The 22306-nt window shown below is 41.2% G+C and carries 14 protein-coding genes and 1 pseudogene; 9 read left to right on the top strand and 6 right to left on the bottom strand.

The window, feature by feature from the left end; all coding sequences use genetic code 11:
• Positions 1-14: 14 nt before the first annotated feature.
• Positions 15-272, top strand: a pseudogene (locus U735_RS24645) (NAD(P)-dependent alcohol dehydrogenase); the annotation flags it as partial.
• Positions 273-536: 264 nt separating this feature from the next.
• Positions 537-1796, top strand: coding sequence for a transglutaminase-like domain-containing protein (locus U735_RS0113130; protein ID WP_232233261.1), 1260 nt, complete (start codon positions 537-539; stop codon positions 1794-1796).
• A 27-nt stretch (positions 1797-1823) separates the two neighbouring features.
• On the opposite strand, the gene U735_RS0113125 is transcribed toward U735_RS0113130, so the two are convergent.
• Both U735_RS0113125 and U735_RS0113120 read right to left on the bottom strand, forming a co-directional pair.
• Entirely contained in the window at positions 1824-2057 is a 234-nt protein-coding gene (locus tag U735_RS0113125; protein ID WP_034248474.1) for a hypothetical protein, read from the bottom strand.
• 251 nt (positions 2058-2308) lie between these two features.
• Positions 2309-3169, bottom strand: coding sequence for a sigma-70 family RNA polymerase sigma factor (locus U735_RS0113120; RefSeq protein WP_031444256.1), 861 nt, complete (start codon positions 3167-3169; stop codon positions 2309-2311).
• 354 nt (positions 3170-3523) lie between these two features.
• Here U735_RS0113120 and U735_RS0113110 point away from each other — a divergent pair, with 354 nt between their 5' ends.
• On the top strand, positions 3524-3802 hold the full coding sequence (locus U735_RS0113110) for a hypothetical protein (protein ID WP_031444255.1): 279 nt from the start codon (positions 3524-3526) through the stop codon (positions 3800-3802).
• 96 nt (positions 3803-3898) lie between these two features.
• Complete coding sequence (locus U735_RS25775) at positions 3899-4303, top strand: hypothetical protein (protein WP_180994017.1); 405 nt, start codon at positions 3899-3901, stop codon at positions 4301-4303.
• A 159-nt stretch (positions 4304-4462) separates the two neighbouring features.
• On the opposite strand, the gene U735_RS0113100 is transcribed toward U735_RS25775, so the two are convergent.
• A complete protein-coding gene (locus U735_RS0113100) occupies positions 4463-6490 on the bottom strand; it encodes an NADPH-dependent 2,4-dienoyl-CoA reductase (protein ID WP_031444254.1) in 2028 nt (675 codons plus the stop codon).
• 307 nt (positions 6491-6797) lie between these two features.
• On the opposite strand from U735_RS0113100, the gene U735_RS0113095 reads away from it, so the two are divergent.
• The 3 genes from U735_RS0113095 to U735_RS0113085 all read left to right on the top strand — a co-directional run bounded on the left by U735_RS0113095 (position 6798) and on the right by U735_RS0113085 (position 10855).
• Entirely contained in the window at positions 6798-7382 is a 585-nt protein-coding gene (locus tag U735_RS0113095; protein WP_031444253.1) for a DUF6515 family protein, read from the top strand.
• A 354-nt stretch (positions 7383-7736) separates the two neighbouring features.
• Positions 7737-8255 (top strand): hydrolase, encoded by a 519-nt coding sequence (locus tag U735_RS0113090; protein ID WP_031444252.1) that lies wholly within the window; start codon positions 7737-7739, stop codon positions 8253-8255.
• 395 nt (positions 8256-8650) lie between these two features.
• On the top strand, positions 8651-10855 hold the full coding sequence (locus tag U735_RS0113085; RefSeq protein ID WP_031444251.1) for a hypothetical protein: 2205 nt from the start codon (positions 8651-8653) through the stop codon (positions 10853-10855).
• Between the two features lie 103 nt (positions 10856-10958).
• Here the strand turns inward: U735_RS0113085 and U735_RS0113080 are convergent, their stop codons facing one another.
• Entirely contained in the window at positions 10959-11873 is a 915-nt protein-coding gene (locus U735_RS0113080; protein ID WP_031444250.1) for a helix-turn-helix domain-containing protein, read from the bottom strand.
• 203 nt (positions 11874-12076) lie between these two features.
• Between U735_RS0113080 and U735_RS25985 the strand changes: the two genes are divergently transcribed.
• Complete coding sequence (locus U735_RS25985) at positions 12077-12901, top strand: DUF4440 domain-containing protein (protein WP_083260544.1); 825 nt, start codon at positions 12077-12079, stop codon at positions 12899-12901.
• A gap of 531 nt (positions 12902-13432) precedes the next feature.
• Here the strand turns inward: U735_RS25985 and U735_RS0113070 are convergent.
• Together U735_RS0113070 and U735_RS0113065 are read right to left on the bottom strand one after the other, a co-directional pair.
• Complete coding sequence (locus U735_RS0113070; RefSeq protein WP_031444248.1) at positions 13433-14158, bottom strand: c-type cytochrome; 726 nt, start codon at positions 14156-14158, stop codon at positions 13433-13435.
• Between the two features lie 11 nt (positions 14159-14169).
• A complete protein-coding gene (locus U735_RS0113065) occupies positions 14170-15639 on the bottom strand; it encodes a flavin monoamine oxidase family protein (protein ID WP_031444247.1) in 1470 nt (489 codons plus the stop codon).
• 610 nt (positions 15640-16249) lie between these two features.
• Between U735_RS0113065 and U735_RS24635 the strand changes: the two genes are divergently transcribed.
• Positions 16250-21811 (top strand): hypothetical protein, encoded by a 5562-nt coding sequence (locus tag U735_RS24635; RefSeq protein ID WP_034248777.1) that lies wholly within the window; start codon positions 16250-16252, stop codon positions 21809-21811.
• Positions 21812-22306 lie beyond the last annotated feature (495 nt).

Raw genomic sequence — 22306 nt, 5'->3', positions numbered from 1 at the left:
AAACTAAATTCTGGGTAGTTGTTGGTTATTTAGGGCCCTTGGATCCAATACTGGTAACCGTGCACAGGATTATGGGGCGTAGGGCAATGGCAGGATCTTTAATTGGAGGGATTGCAGAAACCCAGGAACTGTTGGATTTTTATGGAAAGCATAAAATTACTTCGGATATCGAGATCATTAAAATGCAGAACATCAATGTTGCCTATGAGCGTATGCTTAAGAGCAATGTGAATTATAGATTTGTCATAGATATGAAATCGCTCAAGGAATAATTCCAAAATAAGGTTTCTACAAAGGGCTTATTTAATACATAGCATTTGTGGACAGGTGAGAGCGCAAAGTGCAGAATGAGATTTTCATCATTTTAGCGATCGCTATTGGAGTGTTATATCCTTAATTGGAAGAACCATGGAATTGTTGTAAATTCATGGAAACCATTATGTTATCCCACTATGAAAGATTATCGGATTATTTTGGCATTGCTTTTTTGCGCACTTATGTCCTGCAATTCGGGCACAAAGCAGAAAAAAGAGGAAATGCTCGCAGTTAAAAAAATCCCGAAGGTAGTTACTTCGGATATAGAGGCGGGCATTAAGGCCAATATAGCCAAAAAGGTTGAAGAAGGGGGCGGATATTTTAACATGTCAACCGAAGACAGGGATCTACGGCTAAAGTTGGTGCGGGTACATACCGAATACCTATCCAATTTGGGCCCTCAACGGCATTTTGCATGTGTTGATCTGGCCGATATTAGTGGTGATGTTTATGATGTGGATTTTTTCTTGGAGGGCGACCCCGGAAGTATGACCGTTACAGAAACCACCTTGCACAAGCTTAATGGAAAACCCTATTACACTTGGAAACAGCGTAAGGATAAGAGCTGGTATAGAATGCCCATAGAAAACGCCTCTACGGATTTACTCGGAATCAAAGAAGGAGAGGACAGGTTTGAGTTTCATTATGAGGTTAGCCTACCAGAGATGCAGGAGACGGCAAAGATTTGGATTCCCGTACCGCAGAGCGACCGCTTTCAAAGCGTGAAATTACTGGAAATAGAAGCTCCAACGGCACATCAGCTGCTCCGTGAAAAATATTATGGCAATACTATCCTTTATATGGAACTTTCCCCGGTACATAGTGGAAAGAAACTTAAACTTGTTTACGATGTAGTGCGGCAAGAAAAAAAACCATATTCAGAGGAGGCCTCGCCTACCATATATCTCAAGCCTAATTTATTGATGCCTGTAGGCGACCGTTTTCAAATCCTTGCAGATTCCATTATCGGTAATAAAGGGGGCGGAGGTACCATAATGCGGGCCAGGGCACTTTATGATTACGTTATAGATAATATGCGGTATATAAAGGCGGGGAAATACGGTACGGGAGATGCCGTTTACGCCTGTGATGCCCTAAGTGGCAACTGTACGGAATTCCACGCCTTGTTCATTTCCTTGGCCAGGTCTGCCGGAATACCAGCGCGATTTGCCGTTGGGGCCGCCATTCCTTCCGATCGTGACGACGGGGGTATTGATGGTTACCACTGTTGGGCAGAGTTTTATGCTGAAGAAAAATGGTGGCCTGTAGATATCAGTGAAGCCAATAAATACAGCGCGCTCGCTACCTATTATTTTGGGCGGCATCCGGCAAATAGAATTGAGTTTAGTAAGGGGAGGGATCTGCAAATAGAGCCAGGTCCTAAGTCAGGCCCAATAAACTTTTTGGCCTACCCGGTCATGGAAATTGGACAGACTCCAGCTTACCCAAAAACATTTTTTTCGTTTCTTAGGGAAAACTGAGCATGATCGCTCATTGATATAAAAAGCCTATTCTGGATCGGAATCCGTAGGATGTTCGTCCCCTTCGGTTTTGGGGTGTTCGTCGCCACCCTCAGTGGGATGTTCCTCATGAACGGACTCCTCTTCTGTCATCTGCTCTTCTTGCTGTTCGGTCTTGTCCTCTTTTTTTGTTTCCCTGCATGAGCTCAATGAAGCGGTTGCAACAAAACCAAATAGGAGCATGACCAAAGTAAGGTATTTTAGTTCTTTTAATCGGCCCATAATAGATATTGATTTATTACTGATTAATTATGTACAATGGATGCTAAATAATTGATTGTCTTAAAGATAACCATTTTTAATCGAACCTTGTTAATTAGGCTCATAATTATTGCATTGGGAAAACTGGGAAAATAGGCTTACCGTTTTAAGCCCTGGAATATAGGGAGCAACAAGGATTAGGAAGAGGTCATAATAAGGAAAGCCGACTTTTTGGTGTCGGCTTTAAATTATATGATGCGGCTTATGTTCTCTTACAAATACGCCTTTAATATTTGGTTACGGGATTTGCTTTGTAGGATCCGTAAGGCCTTTTCCCTAATTTGCCGTACACGTTCCCTAGTAATATCAAAGAGTTCTCCAATTTCGCTCAGGCTTTTTGGGTTACGTTCCCCAATACCATAGTAGAGGCGTATAATTTCACTTTCCCTACAGGGAAGCGTTTTTAATACCATTTCAATATCCGTTCTAAGGGAGTCTCTCATCATTTTGGTATCTGGACTGTTGGACTCTTTCGATTTTATAACATTGTATAAATTGAATGAATCCCCTTCTTCAAAAGGAGCGTCCATAGATAAATGCTTTCCGGAATTTTTAATCGCCAATTTTACCTGAGTGGGACTCATGTCGAGCTCTCTAGCAATTTCTACGGCACTGGGAGGGCGCTGAAAGGTTTGTTCCAAGGCAGAGAATACCTTGTTTATTTTACTTATTTCACCAATTTTATTTAGGGGCAATCGTACCATACGTGAATGTTCGGACATCGCTTGTAAAATAGATTGTCTGATCCACCAAACGGCATAAGAGATAAATTTAAAACCTCTGGTTTCGTCAAAACGTTGGGCCGCCTTGACCAAGCCAATATTTCCTTCGTTAATTAGGTCGGAAAGGCGTAAGCCCTTACCTTGATATTGTTTTGCAGCAGAAACCACAAAACGTAAATTGGCATTTACTAATTTATTAAGGGCAATTTGATCTCCTTCACGAATTCTTCTGGCCAGTTCCGCCTCCTCATCTGGGGTAATCAATTCAATTTTTGATATTTCTTGAAAATACTTTTCTAAGGATTTGGTGTCTCTGTTTGTAATTTGTTTCGTGATCTTAAGTTGCCTCATATATTTGTTTTAATTATTAGTTATAACTTATAATTTAACAATTTTTTGCATAATTCCTAATAAAATGGCGATTATTTTTAATTTATTCTAAATAAAATATAAAATACTCTTTAAAAATGTTAAGAAATGTAAGTTCGACCGATTTATAATTGATAATCAGTTATTGAAATTTCCTTTTGAATAATATTTACCTTCAGGAGTGTTTTGGGTTGCCCGTAAAAGATATAAAATTGGACTCCCAGGAAAAAAAACCTAATTCGCTTCAAACTAATCCCTATTGGCAGAAAGTACAAAAATCGCCTTTTGTTATTCATTAGGTTTGTTCCAATTACTAATAAATAGAAGTAAAAAACAATGAGGTTTATTTTTAATAGGATTAGACTATCGCTTTGTGTTATAGGGTTGTTTGCATTTTCAATAAGTCATGCTCAATCTCCAAAGGAAAATACCGAAGACCATATTGAATATAATAGTTCTATGGATACAGAAAACATTTATGTGCAACTTAGTACTGACGATCAATCCACTATGCTTGCTATGTTGCACCGTGGATTCTATGTTTATTTTGATGTCAAGGGGAAGAAAAAAAAGAAAGTGTCCGTTCAATATCCTTTAGAAATGGAACCGCTATAAAGATCAGAAGGAAGAAATGATAGGGACAGGGGCAACAGCGGGAAAAAAGAAGAAGTTGATCATGAAGGACCTGATATTTTATTTATGCTGGATGCTATGCCAAAAAAAGCCAATTATATTAAGAATGATTACGAAGAAGAATTTCATCTTGATCTTAATAAATTGGGTATCTCCATTAGTTACAATTATGAGGAAGAAGGTAAAATATTGCGATATTATCTTAAGATGCCAAAACAGCGCATAGCCGATGGCGGTATTGATTTTTCAAAAATGTCTATAGGTGTGGTAACCCCAAAAATGGAAAGGGATACTGAAAACAAAGGTTCAAATATCAGCTTTGGAGGAGTAGGTCAAGGCCGCGGTCAAGGTGGTGGTCCCAGAGGAGGAGGCCAAGGTGGTGGTCCCAAGGGTGGAGGCCTAGGTGGCGGTCTACCACAACAGGATCAACGATCCGAAGAAGTTACGATCGACTTCTGGTTTAAGGCAAATTTGACCGAATAGCTCTTTTTAATTATTTAGTCAGCATTTCAAAGTCCGTGGGGGCATTGAAATGAGATAGGCAAACGAACCCCGCCTTTATTGTTCGGCCATGGTTCTTTTTGGGGCCATACAAAAAAGAACAGAACACCTTAAGATTAAAAGTTACTTCTATTTAAAGGGTTAAATTATTGCAACTAACCTACTGGCTTGATCTATAGCACGTTTTGCATCCAATTCGGCCGCCAAATCCGCCCCTCCAACTACATGTACTTTTAACCCTTGTGCCTCCAGGGGTTGCAACAGGTCCTTAAGTGGCAATTGTCCTGCACAAATGATAATATTATCTACCGCCAATACTTTTGGCTCGCCATTTTGTATATAATGCAGGCCATCATCCTCAATTTTGGTATACTGCACCTGGTTGATAAACTGTACTTTTTTATTCTTCAAACTAGTACGATGTATCCAACCGGTAGTTTTGCCCAGGCCACCGCCAAACTTGCCTTTGCTGCGCTTGAACATGAAAATTTCCCTTGGTGACTCAGGAATTTTGGCTTCTACACCTTCAATGCCACTTCGAGCTTCCAAGGTTTTGTCAATTCCCCATTCCTTTAGCCAAGCGTCAATATTTAAGGAGGTGCTTTCACCTTCGTGCGACAAATATTCGGACACATCAAAACCAATCCCCCCTGCACCAATAACGGCAACACGTTTGCCCACTGGCTTTTTTAACTTTAAAACATCAATATAGCTCAGCACTTTGGGATGATCTATCCCTTCAATTTTTGGAGTTCTTGGTTTTATTCCCGTAGCCAATATAACCTCATCAAAATTCCCATACTTTAAATCATTCGTAGTTACCAGAGTGTTTAATTTTACAGTTACCTGGTGTAATTCCAATTGCTTATTAAAATACCGAATGGTTTCATAGAATTCTTCCTTTCCAGGAATTTGTTTTGCCATATTGAATTGTCCCCCAATCTCCTTGTCAGCATCAAATAGGGTCACCTCATGTCCGCGCTGTGCCGCTATGGTTGCTGCAGCCAATCCTGCAGGACCGGCGCCTACAACAGCAATTTTTTTCTTTTTTTCGGCAGGAAGATAATTTAGTTCGGTTTCATGACATGCCCTTGGATTCACCAAGCAACTGGCTACTTTTTGTACAAAAACATGGTCCAAACAGGCTTGATTACAGCCGATGCAGGTATTTATTTCGTCAGCTTTATTTGCTGCAGCCTTATTTACCCATTCGGGATCTGCCAAAAAAGGGCGGGCCATGGAAATCATATCTGCATGACCTTCCGCCAATACTTTTTCAGCGGTTTCCGGCATATTTATTCTATTGGAAGTAATTAGGGGAATGGAAATTTCTTCCTTCATTTTTTTCGTCACCCAGCTAAAGGCAGCTCTGGGTACGGATGTTGCAATAGTTGGTATTCGCGCTTCGTGCCAACCAATTCCTGTATTTATAATAGTGGCACCGGCTTTTTCAATTTCCTTGCCCAGGGCTACCACTTCTTGCCAACTGCTTCCTTTTTCCACCAGATCCAGCATGGACAAACGGTAGATGATGATAAACTCCCTGCCTACCGCTTCGCGGGTCTGTTTCACCAAGGTTATGGGTAAACGCATTCTGTTTTCATAAAATCCGCCATATTCGTCAGTGCGCTTATTTGTCCTCTCCGCAATAAATTGGTTGATCAGATACCCTTCCGATCCCATGATTTCCACGCCATCATAACCTGCCATTTTTGCCATTTTTGCAGAATTTACAAAATCGCGGATCGTACGTTTTATACCTGAGGGTTTTAGTTTAAAAGGTTTAAAAGGGGTAATGGGCGATTTTATGGCCGAGGGTGCCACCGCAAATGGATGATAGCCGTATCGTCCGGAATGCAAAATTTGCATGCATATTTTACCGCCTTCCCTGTGTACTGCCTCTGTAATTACCTTATGGTGCTTTGCGTGTTTTTTGGTGCTCATGCGTGCCGAAAAGGGGGCCGTCCAACCTTGTACGTTAGGGGCAATTCCACCGGAAACGATCAAGCCAACACCACCTTTGGCCCGTTCTGCATAATAGGCTGCTATTTTTTCCAGGCCGTTCTTCTTCTCTTCCAATCCTGTATGCATAGAACCCATTAGAATACGGTTTTTAAGGGTGGTAAATCCTAAATCCAAGGGTTCGAAAATATGTTTATACTCGGTCATTTTTTTGAGATTTTTGCTATGCATGCATAGCAACTACCAAGATACGGTTTTTTTGGAACGAACTCAAATTAAGCTTAGGGTAGGAGAAGGGGCAATCATATCTTAATAAGCACCAATTTAAAGTAATGGACTGCATTTTACAGAAGACATATTGTTGTCCCTCCAAATACGGTCCTTGTCGAGAATTAATATCATTTTGTCCAATATTCGATAAATGGCTTTTATAGGGATTAAACCAAAATTGAAAATTCAGGTCAAAGGAGTGAAAGTATAAATTAAAGTTTAACCTTTTTAAATTTTATGACCTATGAAAACAAATAGCAAAACATATTTCATTTTATCCATATTACTTATAGGATTTATGTATTTGGGTACGGCCCAGACCCGTACACGAACTACCACCACCAAAACTACCAGAACGGTAACTAAAAAAACACCAAATAGGGTGTCCAGTAAGCGAGTGGTTTATAGAACCCCGACCAGGAAGGTTGTTTCCGTAAGAACCGTACCCAACAGAAAAGTGGTGAAGTATCAGGGGCAAAATTACTACTATTCCAATAACAGGTTCTATACCTATTCCAGAGGGCGCTACATTGTAATCGCCCCCAAAATAGGATTTAGAATAAATACCTTACCTGCCAATTATCGCAGAATTCATTTTAATAATCATATGTACTTTGTTGTGGCGGGCACTTTTTATACCCAGATAGGGAATGAATATGAAGTGGTAGAGCCGGAAATAGGGACTATTGTCTATGAGCTCCCGGAAGATTATGAAAGAGTTACCATAGATGGACAGACGTATTACGAGTACGGTAATATTCTATATGAAAAAGTACAGCTAGATGGTACTAGGGCCTATGAAGTTGTTGGGATTATAGATTTGGAATAGTTTATATAGTACATATTCTTTTAATAAAAAAAGCGCTTATCCATCCTATGGTAAGCGCTTTTGTGGTTTTGGTATGGGGTTATTTTTTATGGATCAAGGTTGGTATAGCTGTTAAGCGGGACTAAAGTAGGAGGGGAGCGCCAAGTCTAAAACCTTATCTCCGGTATGATGAATATCATTGTCCATTACCGGTATTAGGTCTATATTAATCTATACTTAAGAATCGATCCCAAAAATGAACCGGCCTAAAAGTTGGATCTTATATCAGCTTTAGGCAAGATGCTGTTTGTGCCATGGGGAATAGAGTTTTTGGGATTTTATAAACTAAAAAGATACATAAAAAATTAAAATAATATGAAAACCGTAGCTCCACAAAAAGTAGAGGAATGCTGCCCTACCTTTAGTACTGAAAAATGGGATGAAAAAACCTTCAATTGGGATAACAAACCATTTATAAAGGCATCCGTACCTACCTTTTTTCACATTCCTTTTCCACCAATGATAGGCAAGCAGATTAGTAGGATGAACAAGCTCGCCGAAGACTCCAATAAATTAGACCCCAACAAGGAAGATATTTTGGTCCTGTTCGCGGATCCACATCCGTTTAAATCCGAAATATATTTATCGGTAATGGCTAAAGTGCCCGAAGCAAAAAACATTTCCCTTACCGGAACATTCATGAGCAAGGTGTTTGATGGTGACTATAATGCCATACCAAAATTTATGAAGGAAATGGACATCTATTTGGGCAGTAAAAACAAAAAGGCTAAGCGGTATTTTGTGCATTATGCCTATTGTCCTCAATGTGTTCAAGAAAAAGGACACAATTATATGGTGCTGTTTGCTGAAATTGAAAACCAAAAGTTGGTATGAGGTCCAGCATATTCAAATTAAGGCAGTGGTTGTTGTTTCCCTTAGTCGACTTTATAAGAGCCACTGTGGCATGTATCATTTAAATGCATGGAATTTTAGCATAGTATCAGATAGATTTCTAATGCCCTAGACAAAATCCCGGCCATAATTATCACTAGTTCCGGAATCACGATTTTCAGAATAAACATAATCTATCCATAATATACGTATATAATTACACGTAGTTGCTTTATTGCCTGTTTCAAGACATAGCCCATATGCATAATAACTTTCTTCGGAACACTTAAATTGTTAAAAACTACATAGGTTAATATTCTATAGGTATTCATCAAGAATAGTGATACTACTTCGCCCACATACTTTTATTTTTATCAATTCTATAATTGATATAATATATGAAAAAATTATTCTTAGGGTTTTGTTTACTAGTGGGTTTTGGAACCCAGGCACAAACGGTCGCCGATCAGCGATTTCTTCAAGATAGTGCTGATAAATTCTCCTTGAAAGAGGGCGAGGGGAATGTGAATTTGCTTCAAATAGGCAGTGATAGAAATAAGGCCATTAAAGTTCTCAGTAGTCAAGGCCTAATGCTCCCATATGAAAAAAATCTTCGACAAGATGTTCAATATCGACCTTTGCTCGATATGAATATTGTTGCATTGACGGAGTACCAAGGTCAGTTTGTTTATCTAACGGAGAAGGCGGTTTTAAGCAATGCATGGGCGGGCAAGTTATATATCAACCACGGTATAGAAGCTCCCAAGGCGATGGGTATGGGTCCAGATTTTTTGACCTTGGTAGCAGGAGAGGGCAATTTAGCTATTTTTAAGAACAACCAAGAGGTTTGGAGGTCTTCCATCGAAAGCCTAAATCCGATATCCGTTCAATACGACCCTAATTCCGGTCAGTTTTTGCTTTTAACGGCAGAAGGATTGTACCAAGTGGACAGTGTTTTGAAGACGGCAAAAAAGGTGTTTGACGGTAATGATTTAACGGCATTCAGTTTATTTGAGGACACTATTGTTTTAGGGACTACCAACGGCATTCAGCTATTGGACCGTAAAACATTTACCTTGAATAAATTGGACCAAAAACTACCTTGGACAGAAATTACCAGTGTAAACAACATTCGCGGTAACCTATGGTTTGGCTCAACCAAAGGCGCCTTTAAATTACGTGTAGATGGCAAGTACGATTATTACGCTTCAAAGCGATGGTTGGTAGACGATCATGTGGCCGATATTGCAGAAGGTCCTGATGGAAGTGTACTGGTCTTGACCCAAAAGGGGATGAGCAAAATAGATTTTGAACCTATGACATTGGCGCAAAAAGCTGAGTATTTTCAAGAAATTCAACGCTTACGTCATATTCGCTACGGTTTTACCTCCGATCTGGCCATGAGAACTCCGGGCGATCTTGCCACAGGCTATTTTCATGATACCGATAATGATGGATTATGGACATCCATGTACTTGGCAGGGGAATTGTTTAGATATGCGGTAACCAAGTCCGAAGATGCCAAGCAAAATGCCTACGAAGCGTTTGAGGCTATGGAGAGGTTGACGGCACTTCCCGATCTAAAAGGGTTTCCGGCAAGGTCTTTTGAAAGGGATGGCTATGAAGTGGGGCTACACGCCAACGGATTTTCTGAAGAGTGGAGACAGCAATGGGAGAAAGAAAACGGACGGATCTGGCAGTTATCGGACGATGAACTTTGGAGGTGGAAGTCCACCACCAGTAGCGATGAATCCTGCGGACATTTTTTCGTATATGCACTTTTTGCCGAATTGGCACCGGATAAGGAATGGCGTGATAGGGCCATACATCAAATAAAAATTGAGATGGACCATATTATGGACAACGATTGGTACTTAATGGATTGGAACGGAAAGCCTACCGCTTGGGGAAAATGGAATCCGGAATACGTAAATAGCTTCCCGATCAATGTAGGGGATCGTAGACTAAATTCCACCCTTATTCTATCTTTTCTGCAAACCGCCTATCATTTTACAAAAGACAAAAAATATAAGAAGGGGGCCGAAAAGCTGATAAAAAAATATGGCTATGATGAGAATGCCAACAGACCGGCTACGGTCATCGGTTTTGTAGAAGGAGAGGACTTAAGCAATAAATGGAACCATTCCGATGATGAAATGTATTTTTTGACCATCCCCGGATTTGTTAATTATTCTTTTACGGAAGAACAAAAAGCAGCACACTTTAATGCGGCAAAAAGTCATTGGGAAGTGGAACGCTCCGAAAAAAATCCGCTATGGAATTATCTTTTTGCACTTACCGGAGGGCAAAATATAGATAGTGAAGAATCCGCCTGGTGGTTACGTGAGTTCCCCATGGATCTTATAGATTGGAAAATTGATAACGACCACAGGAAGGACCTGACTAAAATAGCCCCTAATTTCCGAAGCCAGACCTATACCGAGGTGTTGCCCGGTGACGAGCGGACGCTTCATTTGCACAATGGGGCCTATAGGAACAATGGAGGAAGTGATGGCAAACGGGAATATGCCCCCTATATCTATCTGTTACCCTACTGGGCAGGTAGGTATGTAGAAGCCATTAGTGCTCCGCAAGCCGAGTAGTGAAATATTAAGGCATAATAAAGGGAAGTCTAGCTGACTTCCCTTTTTTTTGTATGATCTTATGGCTTAAGTCTGGGGAGTGTGTGGTATCATTTTAACCAAATTAATTAATGGATGCCCTAAATTCCTTAGGGGAGTGCCCAACCTTTTGCTTGAACAAACGGCTAAAGTGCTGAGGATATTTAAACCCCAATTCATAGGCAATCTCACTTACAGATTTGCTTGGATCGAAAACTTTTTCCTTGGCCACATCAATGAGTTTGCCCTGTATATATTCTTGAGCCGATTTTCCTGTTTCTTTTTTTACCAGGTCCCCAAAGTAGTTCGGGGATAGATGTAATTGGTCCGCGAAATAGACTACTGAAGGCAATCCGTAGGTTTTGGGTTTTTCCGATGAAAAATAATCCTTTAGCAGCGCGTCAAATTTTTGTAAAGCTCCTTGATTTACCATTTCCCGGGTCAAGAACTGTCGGTCATAAAACCTTAGGCAATAATCCAAGAACAGTTCAATATTTCCTACAATCAACTTCTTGCTGTGTTTGTCCATATTCTGTTCCAGTTCAAACTGGATTTTGTCCAGCAAACTCAATATCACTTTTCGTTCTTTGGAAGAAAGATGTAAGGCTTCATGGCTGGAATAGGTGAAAAAAGTGTACTCATGTACCTTTTTGGCCATATCGCTACCCAATAGCAAGTCTGGGTGAAAAAGCAAGGCATAGCCCTTGGGAACGAAATTAGGGTCGTAACCGCCCAATTCAATCGTTTGGTTTGGTGCCATGAAAACAAGTGTACCTTCATCGTAGTCATAGGATTTACCACCATATTTAAACTTACACCCAACGGCATCTTTTAAAAATATGGCATAACAACCAAAGTGAAAGGCATCATATGAGGTATTGGTGTGTCCATTTTCATTCACTTTGTCAAAATCTACAATACCCACCAACGGATGCAATACCTCACAATTACGCAACTTCAAATAATCCGCTACCGTTTTAATTTCTAAAATATGCTTCACGACCAATGCTATTTATTATAAAGATAAGCTATGGATAACCAAGAAGTCAAAACTATAAGTAAAAATCTGTAATAATGGTATGAACATCCGTAACTTAGGTACACTGTTCTTACTTTCTTGACCTAATTTTGATTCGACAGAAATCCATTCTTGAAGAAAAAGGATTGAATTAGACAATTTAAGAACTCTTAAAAATAAATAATATGACAAAAATAAGGACTATCAATTTAATATTGGCATTGGTAACGATTACCTCTTTATATGCCCAGGAATCTGTTTTCCCAAAAGGGAAACTCGCACCTAACGTGCACCACAAAGGCGATGTTTGGCTTAGTCATGTTACGGAAGCTGATGAAACTTTTGATTATCATGTGGCACAGGCAGTCTCTGCGCCGGGAGCATTTCTTAATTGGCACATACACCCAGATGGACAACAATTATTGATTACCAACGGTATTGGCTATTATCAGGAAAAAGGAAAAGAGGTGCAGGTAATTCAGGCAGGTGATGTAGTGAAATGTCTCCCCAACGTGGAGCATTGGCATGGTGCAGCTCCCAATAGTCCGGTTACCTATTTGGCTATAAGCGGAAAGACACCTACGGTATGGACTAACGAGTTGACACAAGGGGAATATGATGCCATACAGGCGCCAAATTCTGTAAATGAAGAGCTTTTAAAACTATCTAAGGATAAATGGCAATGGATGGCCGATAAGGACACGGAAAAATTGGGTCAGCTCTTTCATAAGGATGCCCAGTATGTGCATATGGGCGGATCATGGGTAACGGAACGCGAATTGGACATTATTAAGAGCGGCGGCATATGGTACAAGAAGGCTACGGTGCACGAGGCTTCGGTAGAAGTGATGGATGATACCGCCGTTTTGCTCAACACCATTACACTGCTGGCCGAAGTAGGCGGAAACGAGGTTAGCAATCCCTTTATAGTAACCGAAATGTACAAGAAGATAGGTGGAGTATGGAAACTGCTCAACCTTTCTTTTGTAAAGCAAATGGTTAGGGAATAAGGCTTTTTACGCAATAAAAAATTTCACCATGAAAATTAGTCTTGTGCTGGTATTGGTACTGATTCTTGGATACCCATAGAATGCCCAAAATAAAGAGGCAACCAAGATTCGCTTATCCCATCAGGAAAAGAGTATCATAGAAATCGCCAGCCATACGGCACTGGGTAATTTAATAAAATTGGAAGATGCGCTAAACGAAGGACTTACCAATTCTGACCCAAGGTGAAGGTTATTATCAGGAACAAGTTAAAACCAAACGTGTTCTTAGGTAAGGAGAAACAGTAAAATGTCTTCCAAACACCCCTCATTGGCACGGAGCAATCCCTGATTCAGAATTTTCGCATATTGCAATTTCAAGCAGCGACAAAGGAGCTACCCAATGGCTGCAAGCTGTTTCGGAGGAGGAATATAATAGCCGAATGGAGTAGTGTTAGCTTCTTTATAACTTCACCAGTTCAACATCTTTTTTAATTTTGGTCCAATAATGGCCATATCTTATGGATAAAGTCCCACGCTTAAATTCTGCAGAGGTCAGTGATTTTTTAAGATAAGTGTATTTTGGGCCTGGATACTGCTTTGTCCTTGATTATCGGAACCATGATCTTTGTAAATTGCTGTCATTACAAGAATACCCTTTTCTTTGTCCTCTACGTTTTCCCTAGTTTTTATAGACCCCCTAAGGCCCGCTAAATAATCTCTATTGGAATCTGAATTATTTTCCAATATCCAGCGTACCAATTCCCGGACCTGACCAGCCATTAAATCCGGGTGGGGAGGCATTTTCTCATCGCCCCATACAGAGCTGCTCCCTGTCATTATTTTTTTGGCGAGCAATTCTATGGTCTTTGGGTCCCTTTCATATTTGGCAGAAATATCTGTAAAGGACGGACCTATTAATTTTCCTTTGGCCCTATGGCAATTGAAACATGTGGAACAGCCCATTTGGATCAATGTCTCATAATTAGTGTTGGACTTACGCTTTAAATAGGGCTTAAGCTCGGAAGAATCCCTCAAATACTGTACTATCAAAAGCACTTCGTTTGGGTTAATTTCATCGTATTCAGAATTTCCATCTTCAAAATCCGAAACTTGTATTTCATAAGGTAAAATGGAATTCCAGTTAAAAGTACTATTGGGAAGGGGAGCGGTTATTCTAATTTCTGGAGGTCGATTTTCTTGAACTTGACGATTTGAAAAGCTAAAGAGAAAATAAAAGCAAGCAATCAATAGAATTCCAACGATTATAATTTGTCGCATCCTGAGCAGGTTTAGAGTTGGTGAATGGTTTCTGCTACACGGTTGGCGGACCTGGTTGCTGCTTCTGTGCCCCAATTAAGGTTATCCGCATAAGCCCCTGCAAAATGGATACGTCCTTCAGCTGCCATAATATGCGGCCAAAATTTATTAAGCTCTCCAATAGGAAAGGCGGTTCTTTCACAGTTTGGTGAATATTTTTGCTTGGTCCAATCACGTCCCACCGCCAACTCTATCGTATCCGATTTTCCAGGATAAACTTCACGAAAAGCTGCCAATGCCCGTTGAGGGGAAACACCTCCAGGTCCTGTTCCCAATACAATAACCCTATGGGTATCCACTTCTTCTGCGGATTGCCATACTTCCCAGAGATCCGGATGGTCCAAACTCATATTAATATTCTCAAAACCGTCATCTTCCCAAAATTTGGAGCTGGCTTGAAATACAAACCGCTGGTAAGAATCATAAGTAATGTTTTCGTTGATATATTCCTTTTTCTCTGATAGTGCAGGGGTTATGGGTATATTTTTTAGTGTTGGCAATGGAATACAGTTCACAAAATAATCCGCGCTAATTTCTTTCACTTCTTTTTGCCGTTCATAGGTTACCCTTACTCCTGTTTCCCCGTTGGTTATGGAGGTAATGGGGCAATTAAGCCACACTCTGGAGCCCAATCTTTTGGCAAAGGCATTCGGTAGCATTTGATTTCCACCTTTTAACCTAAAAACTTCTGTGGGATAGGTGGCTACACCCCGCATTTTCAGGATTGCGGCATACCACAATTCATAAAGCGCGGAAGAGTTGTTTCCGCCTAGAAAGGCCAAGGCTGCAGGAGAAGCGCCTCCCTTTTTGTAAATATCGGACATGGGTACCTTGTCCAATGCATCGTAACCAACTTGAAAAGGCTGGTATTCATCTTTAAAGGTATCCAAGTATGGCTTGGTATAAAGCGACTTCAAATCGGACCACGGGTGCGTAGATAAATAGTCGATTTCTATTTTATTAAATCCAAAATTTTTCAATTCCACAGGGTCTTGGAGCATTTGTTCGGTATAGAATTTCCCATTGATCCTTCGTCTTAAATTTTTTCTCCGGGGGTAGGGCAGGGCTGTAATGTTAAATTCCTTCAGGTATTCCCAATATCTTTCATAACCAGGTTTTACAATGTGCTCCTGCCCAAAATCCCCATAAAGTCCGTCCGACAATTCATCCCGTGTGGTATATACATGTCCGCCATGTCTACCGGAAGCCTCCAAAACAACAACCTCATGTCCCTTTTTCACAAGTTCGTAGGCACAGCACAGACCACCAATACCTGCACCCCCGACAATTATTTTTTTTGGAGCTGCAGTGGGTTTTGGCCAATCGTACCCTGACTTTTCGCGCACATCATTCGCCGTTAATGTATTAATAGGTAGAACAGTGGCTCCAACTCCCGCTGTGACCACATTTTTCATAAAGGTTCGTCTTTTCAGATGGCTCATACAATAAGGGTTTAGAAGATTATATTGGTAGTCTTGAATATACGAACTTTTTTTAAGGTTTAGGCCTCCGTTTCATCCCGCAGTTTGAAACGATAGTCTCCAGGACCGGAACATTGGAAAGCATAAATATGTTAAATATTAAATACCATTGACTTTGTACAACAAAAAGATGGTACTATTTCGCTGTTAAAAACTATTCATTTACTGAAACTTCGTTATTATTTAGGGATAACCCATGTTCCCATTAATAAACTATTTGTAAAGCGCATTGGAAACTGTTCAGCCAGTTCTGCGTAAAGCAATAGGTTAAGGGAAGGGGTAAAGAATGGTATTAGCTACTAAAGCCAATGATCGCCAATGCTTTAACGATATTGTTACTTGTTTTAATTTCAGTAAAATTTATAATTGTTTCAACGCTTCATTTAGGTAAACAATACAAAATTCGCTACCATTTGTACAAATTATCTTACAATAGTGCGTTATAAAAAGTATCTTAAACGAGATTTTAAGAAGGGTACTTGAGATGAAATGCCCCCATTTCCTTGTAAACCCTTTGGCAGTTCCTCCCATTGAAGATTTTGTAAAAACACCAAAATTAATCTACAACAGCATGGAAAGAGTAAGTGCCAATGGTAAACTTGTGCCATTAGATGGCTCCGCCATCACCGATCATTACACAGGCCACTTCTTAAAAGTGAGCTATACCCAACAGATTTCCGGTCATACTATTTTTAGTAAGGATCGTGCAGATGTAGAACCCGATGGACGTTTCAGATTATATGTGCCCAAGAAAGAATTGCTGGCAAATGACCTGGTAACCGTAGAGGTCTATGCCCCAGATGGGGAACTTTTAGGAAGGCAGGGGTATACCCATGGAGCCTTAAAAACTGCAGAAATACCCATTGGTGCCGATGATGATAGTCAGACATTGGATATCAAAGTCAACCCCAAAGAGATTACTTTTAATCAGTCATCCCCTGCAGAACAGGCTTCGAAAAAATTGAGCGGACGGGTCATTGATATTTCAGGGGATTCCAAAACTTCTGGACTACAGGTTTTGGTTATGGTCAGCAATGAAGCTGCCGCCACTTTCGATGTGGCCAAGTTTGAGGCTATCTTTACCGCAACTACGGATGCCAAAGGCTATTTTTATGGACAAGTAATTAACAAAAGTGTTCAACAGGCATTTGGTGTAATTGCGGGTAATGAGGGTCATCCAATTAGTATCCCACTAGAAAACAATAAGCTGCCCAAAAATATTATACTAGTTGCAGATCTGTCCAGTTTATCGGATGAAGATGGCTGTGGCTGTGGCGAAAAGGTCCCCGTTCTTCCCGATGGGGATGATTTGGTAAACTCCAATGCTTTCTCCCAGGATATTGGCGGCAAATGCGTGGATTTCACCATTCCCAATAGAACCCTTGAAGAGTTCAGCTTCTTCCATACAGTACGTACTACCGAGCCCGAAATTAGGGGACTTACTATAAATTCGAAACAATCGAGAAACATCAAAAATGAGTTGTTGGATATCTCCGACCATGCCTTTAAGCTTATTGGTAGACTCAATAACTCATTTACCTCACTCTCAATGGTGCCATATACCATCGAAGAAGATTCTGCGGTTGAAAAACGCCAGGAGTCCGATATCAGTTTTGAGGATGGAAGCACCAAGGAAACAGTCACAGCTTTTCCAAATTATCTATTAAAAATTGACACTGGTATCAAATCGAAGTTCGCCATAAAAACCAACGATCTAATCGCCGCAACTAACAAGTTAAGACCATTTGATATAGTTAAACTGGCTTCTGAACAGCTAAAGAAAAAGAAAAAATTATCCGACTTACATCAAAAATTGGCTGCGGCTTATTGTGGGAAAACAGGGGTACAAGCTGCAAAGAGCTATTGTGAGGAACTAGCCGCAAAAGGCAGTCTTGATAGGGAGGAGCTTAGATCTACACTTGGACATGTAGAGCAAATAAAATCGCAATTGAATTTGGCTGCCAATGTGAATAAGCTGTACAGCAGCGCGATTCTTGAGCTCGACAAACTTATTGAGGGCAATTCCGTGGATAAAAAATTACTTACCTCGGCCATGAAAAAGGTCGAGGCCCTTATACAGGCCATTGATAGTGCTGATTTGAACGGTCAACTTAAGGAAAACATGTTGGGTTATTTGCGTCGGATAATCGTTGAACTTGCTAGGGCCGAAGACGGATCAATTCTTGGATTTGAACCTTGTCCACCAGCTAGCAAACCTGATACTATGGGGATTTTATGCCTTATTCAAAAGTTCAATGATCTTAAGGAGACCTTAAAAAACAAGTCTATTTTTACCTTGGCAGAAATATTGGAAATACGTGCCTACTACACCATATTTTTGCACAGTATTTCTACCTTCCTTGATTTATTGGATGAGTTCCATACTTTTTATACTTCTAATTTAAGTTTTGCCACCGAGCTTGACGATGACTATTTCTTTGAAAATTATGATGAAATAAAAAGCACCCTTACCACTTTAAGACGACAGATCTATAGTGCCATAAGAAGGGTTGAGGAGTTGGAAAGGGCCTATATACAGAATCATCCCGGTAGGGTAGATTTGACCGTGGAGAATAGTATAGATTGGGATGAGACCCCAACCATTTATGAAAATACAACCATAGCCCATGGCCATATCCTACATTTTAAACAAAAATGGAAGGCTGCAGGTTACTCCCTGGGAGATTTGTTGTACAGTCTTCCCCTGGCCCCCTGTCAAGAAAAGCAGATAGCAATTGTAGATTGGGACAGAACGGAGGTTGGCTCTAGAACTGAAGCGCAAACTGTCTCAGAAGAGCTGGAAGCCCAAATATCAAGGGATAGGGATATTACCGAGATAATGAGCTCGTCGTTTGGAGAATCCATTACCGCATCCTCAACAAATAAAACGAAATCAACAAGTGCCGGAATTGGAGGCGGAGTAGGCGGTTTTGTTAGTGGCGTGGTCTTTGGGGTCGCCGGTGGCATTTCACACTCAGGAGCATCTTCAAAATCGACCGCAAACCAAAATTCGTCACGCAACCTTTCGGCCAATACACTGAACAGCCTTCAGGATAACACCTCCCAGTCGGCATCAAGCTTAAGAAGCCAGCGTAGCACGGTAATACAGACGGTGGGCCAAAATGAATCCGTAAATGTTCAGACAGAGGTAATCAAAAACAATAATCACTGCCATGCCGTGACAGTTGAGTATTTTGAAGTATTAAAGCACTATGCCATAGAGCAGGAGTTGGTAGATGTACAGGAATGTCTTTTTGTGCCTATGCCCTTAGGTCATTTCGATTTCAAAAAAGTCCTTAGGTGGAAGAATACCCTAAGCAGGACGATATATGGTAGAAAATTGCGACGCGGGTTTGATGCTATTGAACGTATAGAATCAAATTACGCCGACTCGGATTTGCCCATTGGAAGCTATGCGGATGAAATGATTCATGAATTTACAGGGCATTTCACCATCTCGTTTGAGTTGGATCGACCTTTTATTAAAGAAATTGACGAGGCTACCAAGACCGAGGAATACGATTTAAATATTCCTTTCCCATGGTTTTTTGGTAAAATGGTATTTCACTTGGAAAGGGAAGTGCCTTTGACCGAGGCGGAAAAAGATGCCATTTTTGAACAACAATACGCCCCAGATATCGTAAGGGGTTTTATAGACACTATGTTGTTTTATGCCATAGCGGACAATGGAACGGAGCATGAGCTCCCATTTGATGTTACCCTGCTATCCAACTATAGAAAAGGGGTTCCCTTACGCGTTAGTATTAATACGGCCAGTGTGCCAAGCATCACAAGAAGGCAAATTAAGTATCTGCGGTTCAGGGCCAATACCATTGTGAAACCCACCTCTAAGATTATATTGCGCTCTGCCTATTTACAGTATCGCACCAATCACTTGAGCGAATATATTATTCAGAACAATAGAATAAGTAACGACATCATCAACACTTTGACTATAAATTTGGGCGGAATTGGGGTGGTTACCGATGCAGCGCTTATATTCACCCCCTTGAACAGTCGGGAAGAACGGAATCCTAGAAAGGAGGATAGGGACGCAGCAAGGGCCCTTGTTTCCTTTTTAAACGAGTATCTGGAAATGTCACATAAAATTATTTGGTCGAGCATCGATTCAAGTAGGCTTTTTGGACTCCTTGATGGCTATATTGCACCACATAGCGGGGGTAGGAGTGTGGCCAGTGTGGTTGAAAACAGGATAATGGGCATTGTTGGCAACAATTTGGTGTTAAAAGTAATTCCAGGTGAACGATTGGATCCGGTTTTCAAAAACGTTGAGAATTTATTGGAATATTATCAGCCAACCACCAAACCCGACCCATATCGCATTAGCGTACCCACCAAGGGCGTGTATGCAGAATCTGTGATGGGTCAGTGCAACAGCTGTGAAGAGATAGACGAAACTAGGCACTGGCGTTTTTCCGATGAGCCATGCGGTACCTCGCCAACGGCTATTGAACCCGTATCTACGGCCAGTAGACGTAGTGATCCTGGCAATTTACAGGCCAAGGACTTTCCAAGTAGCATAATCAATATGCAGAATGCCCCTGCAGCACCAGATCCTACTGGTTTAGCTGCTGCCTATGGACTACTTGGCAAGGGTGATGCCTTTAAAGACTTTACTGGTTTGGCAGGTACTCAAGCCAATGCTTTGGGCGCCTTACAGACCACCTCAAAAAGTGTTACAGATTTGGCGAGTATTTCCAAGGACTTTGCAAGTTTGGCGGTAATGGCCAATCAAAAGGAAGATGGCGCCAAACAGATTGAGCAAATCAAGAAGCTCAACAAAGAAGGCTTTTTGAACGATACCGAAGCAAGTAATCAAATCAAGAAAGTACTGGATTCCTATACGGATGCAGCAGATAGTGTTGTAGGTAAAAAAGATTCGAGCAATGCTCAGCCGTTGACCAGTTCACCAGAAATCAAGAAGGCCATATCCGATGCCAGTCAGTCTGAAAATGGAAAAATTAACGTAACTCGCACTACACCTTTGGGTAACGAATCGGTGTCCGTTTCCAAGGGTGATAATGAGGGAACACCCAGAATTATTGAAAATCCAGATCTGAATGCTGCTTCTAGGAGTTTTAATCCTGCAACCGCAGCTGCTCCAGGCTCGGGCAGTAAAACCGGGGAGACCAAGTTTTCTGTACGTGTGAGCAATATGCCTGCTGGTGGATCTATACGTTGGAGTGTGCCACCGAGCAATGCGGGGGACTTTACCATAAAAAATGGCCCTACTGCAACAACAGGAGAAAGTGTTACTATTCAAGGCATAAAACCTGGATTGAGCAATATTGATGTCGAAGTAAGGGATGTTAGCGACACCGTTGTTCAAAGTATGAAATTGCCACTGAGCATTCCTCAATTTGTGACTATCAATGAAGATCCTGCCGCTTTTAATCAGGTCTTGGCCGATTTGTCTCTGACCGCCTTAAAGAACGATCTTATTAGTAAAGCCAAAGAGGTCTGTGAGGCTCTATTGGTAAATGCAAATGTAAGGACCATATGGCAAGTGGGAAGTTTTGCCGAAGTTACTCCAGCGCATTTACCTGCTAATATGATTACGGTAGCGACGATTAAAAATAGATTGGCCGCTGGTAACAGAACCTTTGGACAAACCAATCCGGCACCTGGGGAAGTTGGGAATATAGTACCAAACAGAACGATCGATGTTTTTCCAGGGGCTTATGACGAACCAATGGGCGGTGGCGGATTTAGCGATACGGAACTTGATACGGAGACTCAAGCACTTATGATCCAACTGAAATCGCAAGGAGTAGGAGGGGATCCAGCACTGGAATCCTTTGCAATAGATGTCTACGGACGCTTGATTGGAGAGACCTTGGCCCACGAAATAGTGCATGCGCTATTATGGGATATAATAGTTAAAGATGGACATAATGATCCAAAAATTAATAATGATATTATGAACAGTGGAAGCCAACGTACCTTTACCCAACGTACAGGGTTCGTGGACAATGCCCATCAAAGTCCGGTAGACCCAGTGAATTTCACGGATAATGGTATTGGAGCCATTAACAGGTTACAAGCCTTGAACCTTACGAGGATAGATGCCCATTTTCCGGTACCGGGAACCCGGGTAAGCGCGTTCAAGTAATTATTGGTATCCTGTAATGCAAGTGTTTGAAAATTCAAAGACATGTACATAATGTAGAATTAATGGAACACTGAGATAATGAGAATTACCCGGTGGGTAGATGCAGATGTTGTAGACAAATTAGGGAATAGTGTAATTTCTGTACTATTCCTTAATTTTCTTTAGAGTACTACGTAGCGTCTGACCCCACTGCCAGAGGTAGGGTAACTTAAGCCTTGAATAAAGGCAGGGCAGGGCGTTAAGAAACGGTATATGGGACTATTTAAGCGAATGGGGCAGCTACTACATTGGGAAACTATAGCTTCTTTAAAAAATTTATTCCAAAGGTATAAACACCCGCCCGAACGCCCGCCATGACCTTCGGGCAGGTGCCCCTTTTCGGTACGGGCGGGCCTGCCCGTACTTTGTCGTTCAGGCGGGCCTGCCCGACATTGTCATTCAGGCGGGCCTGCCCGTACTTTGTCGTTCAGGCGGGCTTATTATGCGACCCGACGG

It is taken from the genome of Arenibacter algicola (assembly GCF_000733925.1).
In the GTDB taxonomy this organism is placed as follows: Bacteria; Bacteroidota; Bacteroidia; order Flavobacteriales; family Flavobacteriaceae; genus Arenibacter; species Arenibacter algicola.
The sequence above is the reverse complement of the archived record's forward strand: the minus strand, read 5'-3'. Positions and strand labels throughout refer to the sequence as shown.

Coding starts and splice junctions, on each gene's coding strand:
- U735_RS0113130 (WP_232233261.1), top strand. CDS start 537: ATGCTCGCAGTTAAAAAAATCCCGAAGGTAGTTACTTCGGATATAGAG.
- U735_RS25985 (WP_083260544.1), top strand. CDS start 12,077: ATGACAAAAATAAGGACTATCAATTTAATATTGGCATTGGTAACGATT.
- U735_RS0113095 (WP_031444253.1), top strand. CDS start 6,798: ATGAAAACAAATAGCAAAACATATTTCATTTTATCCATATTACTTATA.
- U735_RS0113120 (WP_031444256.1), bottom strand. CDS start 3,169: ATGAGGCAACTTAAGATCACGAAACAAATTACAAACAGAGACACCAAA.
- U735_RS24635 (WP_034248777.1), top strand. CDS start 16,250: ATGGAAAGAGTAAGTGCCAATGGTAAACTTGTGCCATTAGATGGCTCC.
- U735_RS0113125 (WP_034248474.1), bottom strand. CDS start 2,057: ATGGGCCGATTAAAAGAACTAAAATACCTTACTTTGGTCATGCTCCTA.
- U735_RS0113065 (WP_031444247.1), bottom strand. CDS start 15,639: ATGAGCCATCTGAAAAGACGAACCTTTATGAAAAATGTGGTCACAGCG.
- U735_RS0113070 (WP_031444248.1), bottom strand. CDS start 14,158: ATGCGACAAATTATAATCGTTGGAATTCTATTGATTGCTTGCTTTTAT.
- U735_RS0113110 (WP_031444255.1), top strand. CDS start 3,524: ATGAGGTTTATTTTTAATAGGATTAGACTATCGCTTTGTGTTATAGGG.
- U735_RS0113090 (WP_031444252.1), top strand. CDS start 7,737: ATGAAAACCGTAGCTCCACAAAAAGTAGAGGAATGCTGCCCTACCTTT.
- U735_RS0113100 (WP_031444254.1), bottom strand. CDS start 6,490: ATGACCGAGTATAAACATATTTTCGAACCCTTGGATTTAGGATTTACC.
- U735_RS0113085 (WP_031444251.1), top strand. CDS start 8,651: ATGAAAAAATTATTCTTAGGGTTTTGTTTACTAGTGGGTTTTGGAACC.
- U735_RS25775 (WP_180994017.1), top strand. CDS start 3,899: ATGCCAAAAAAAGCCAATTATATTAAGAATGATTACGAAGAAGAATTT.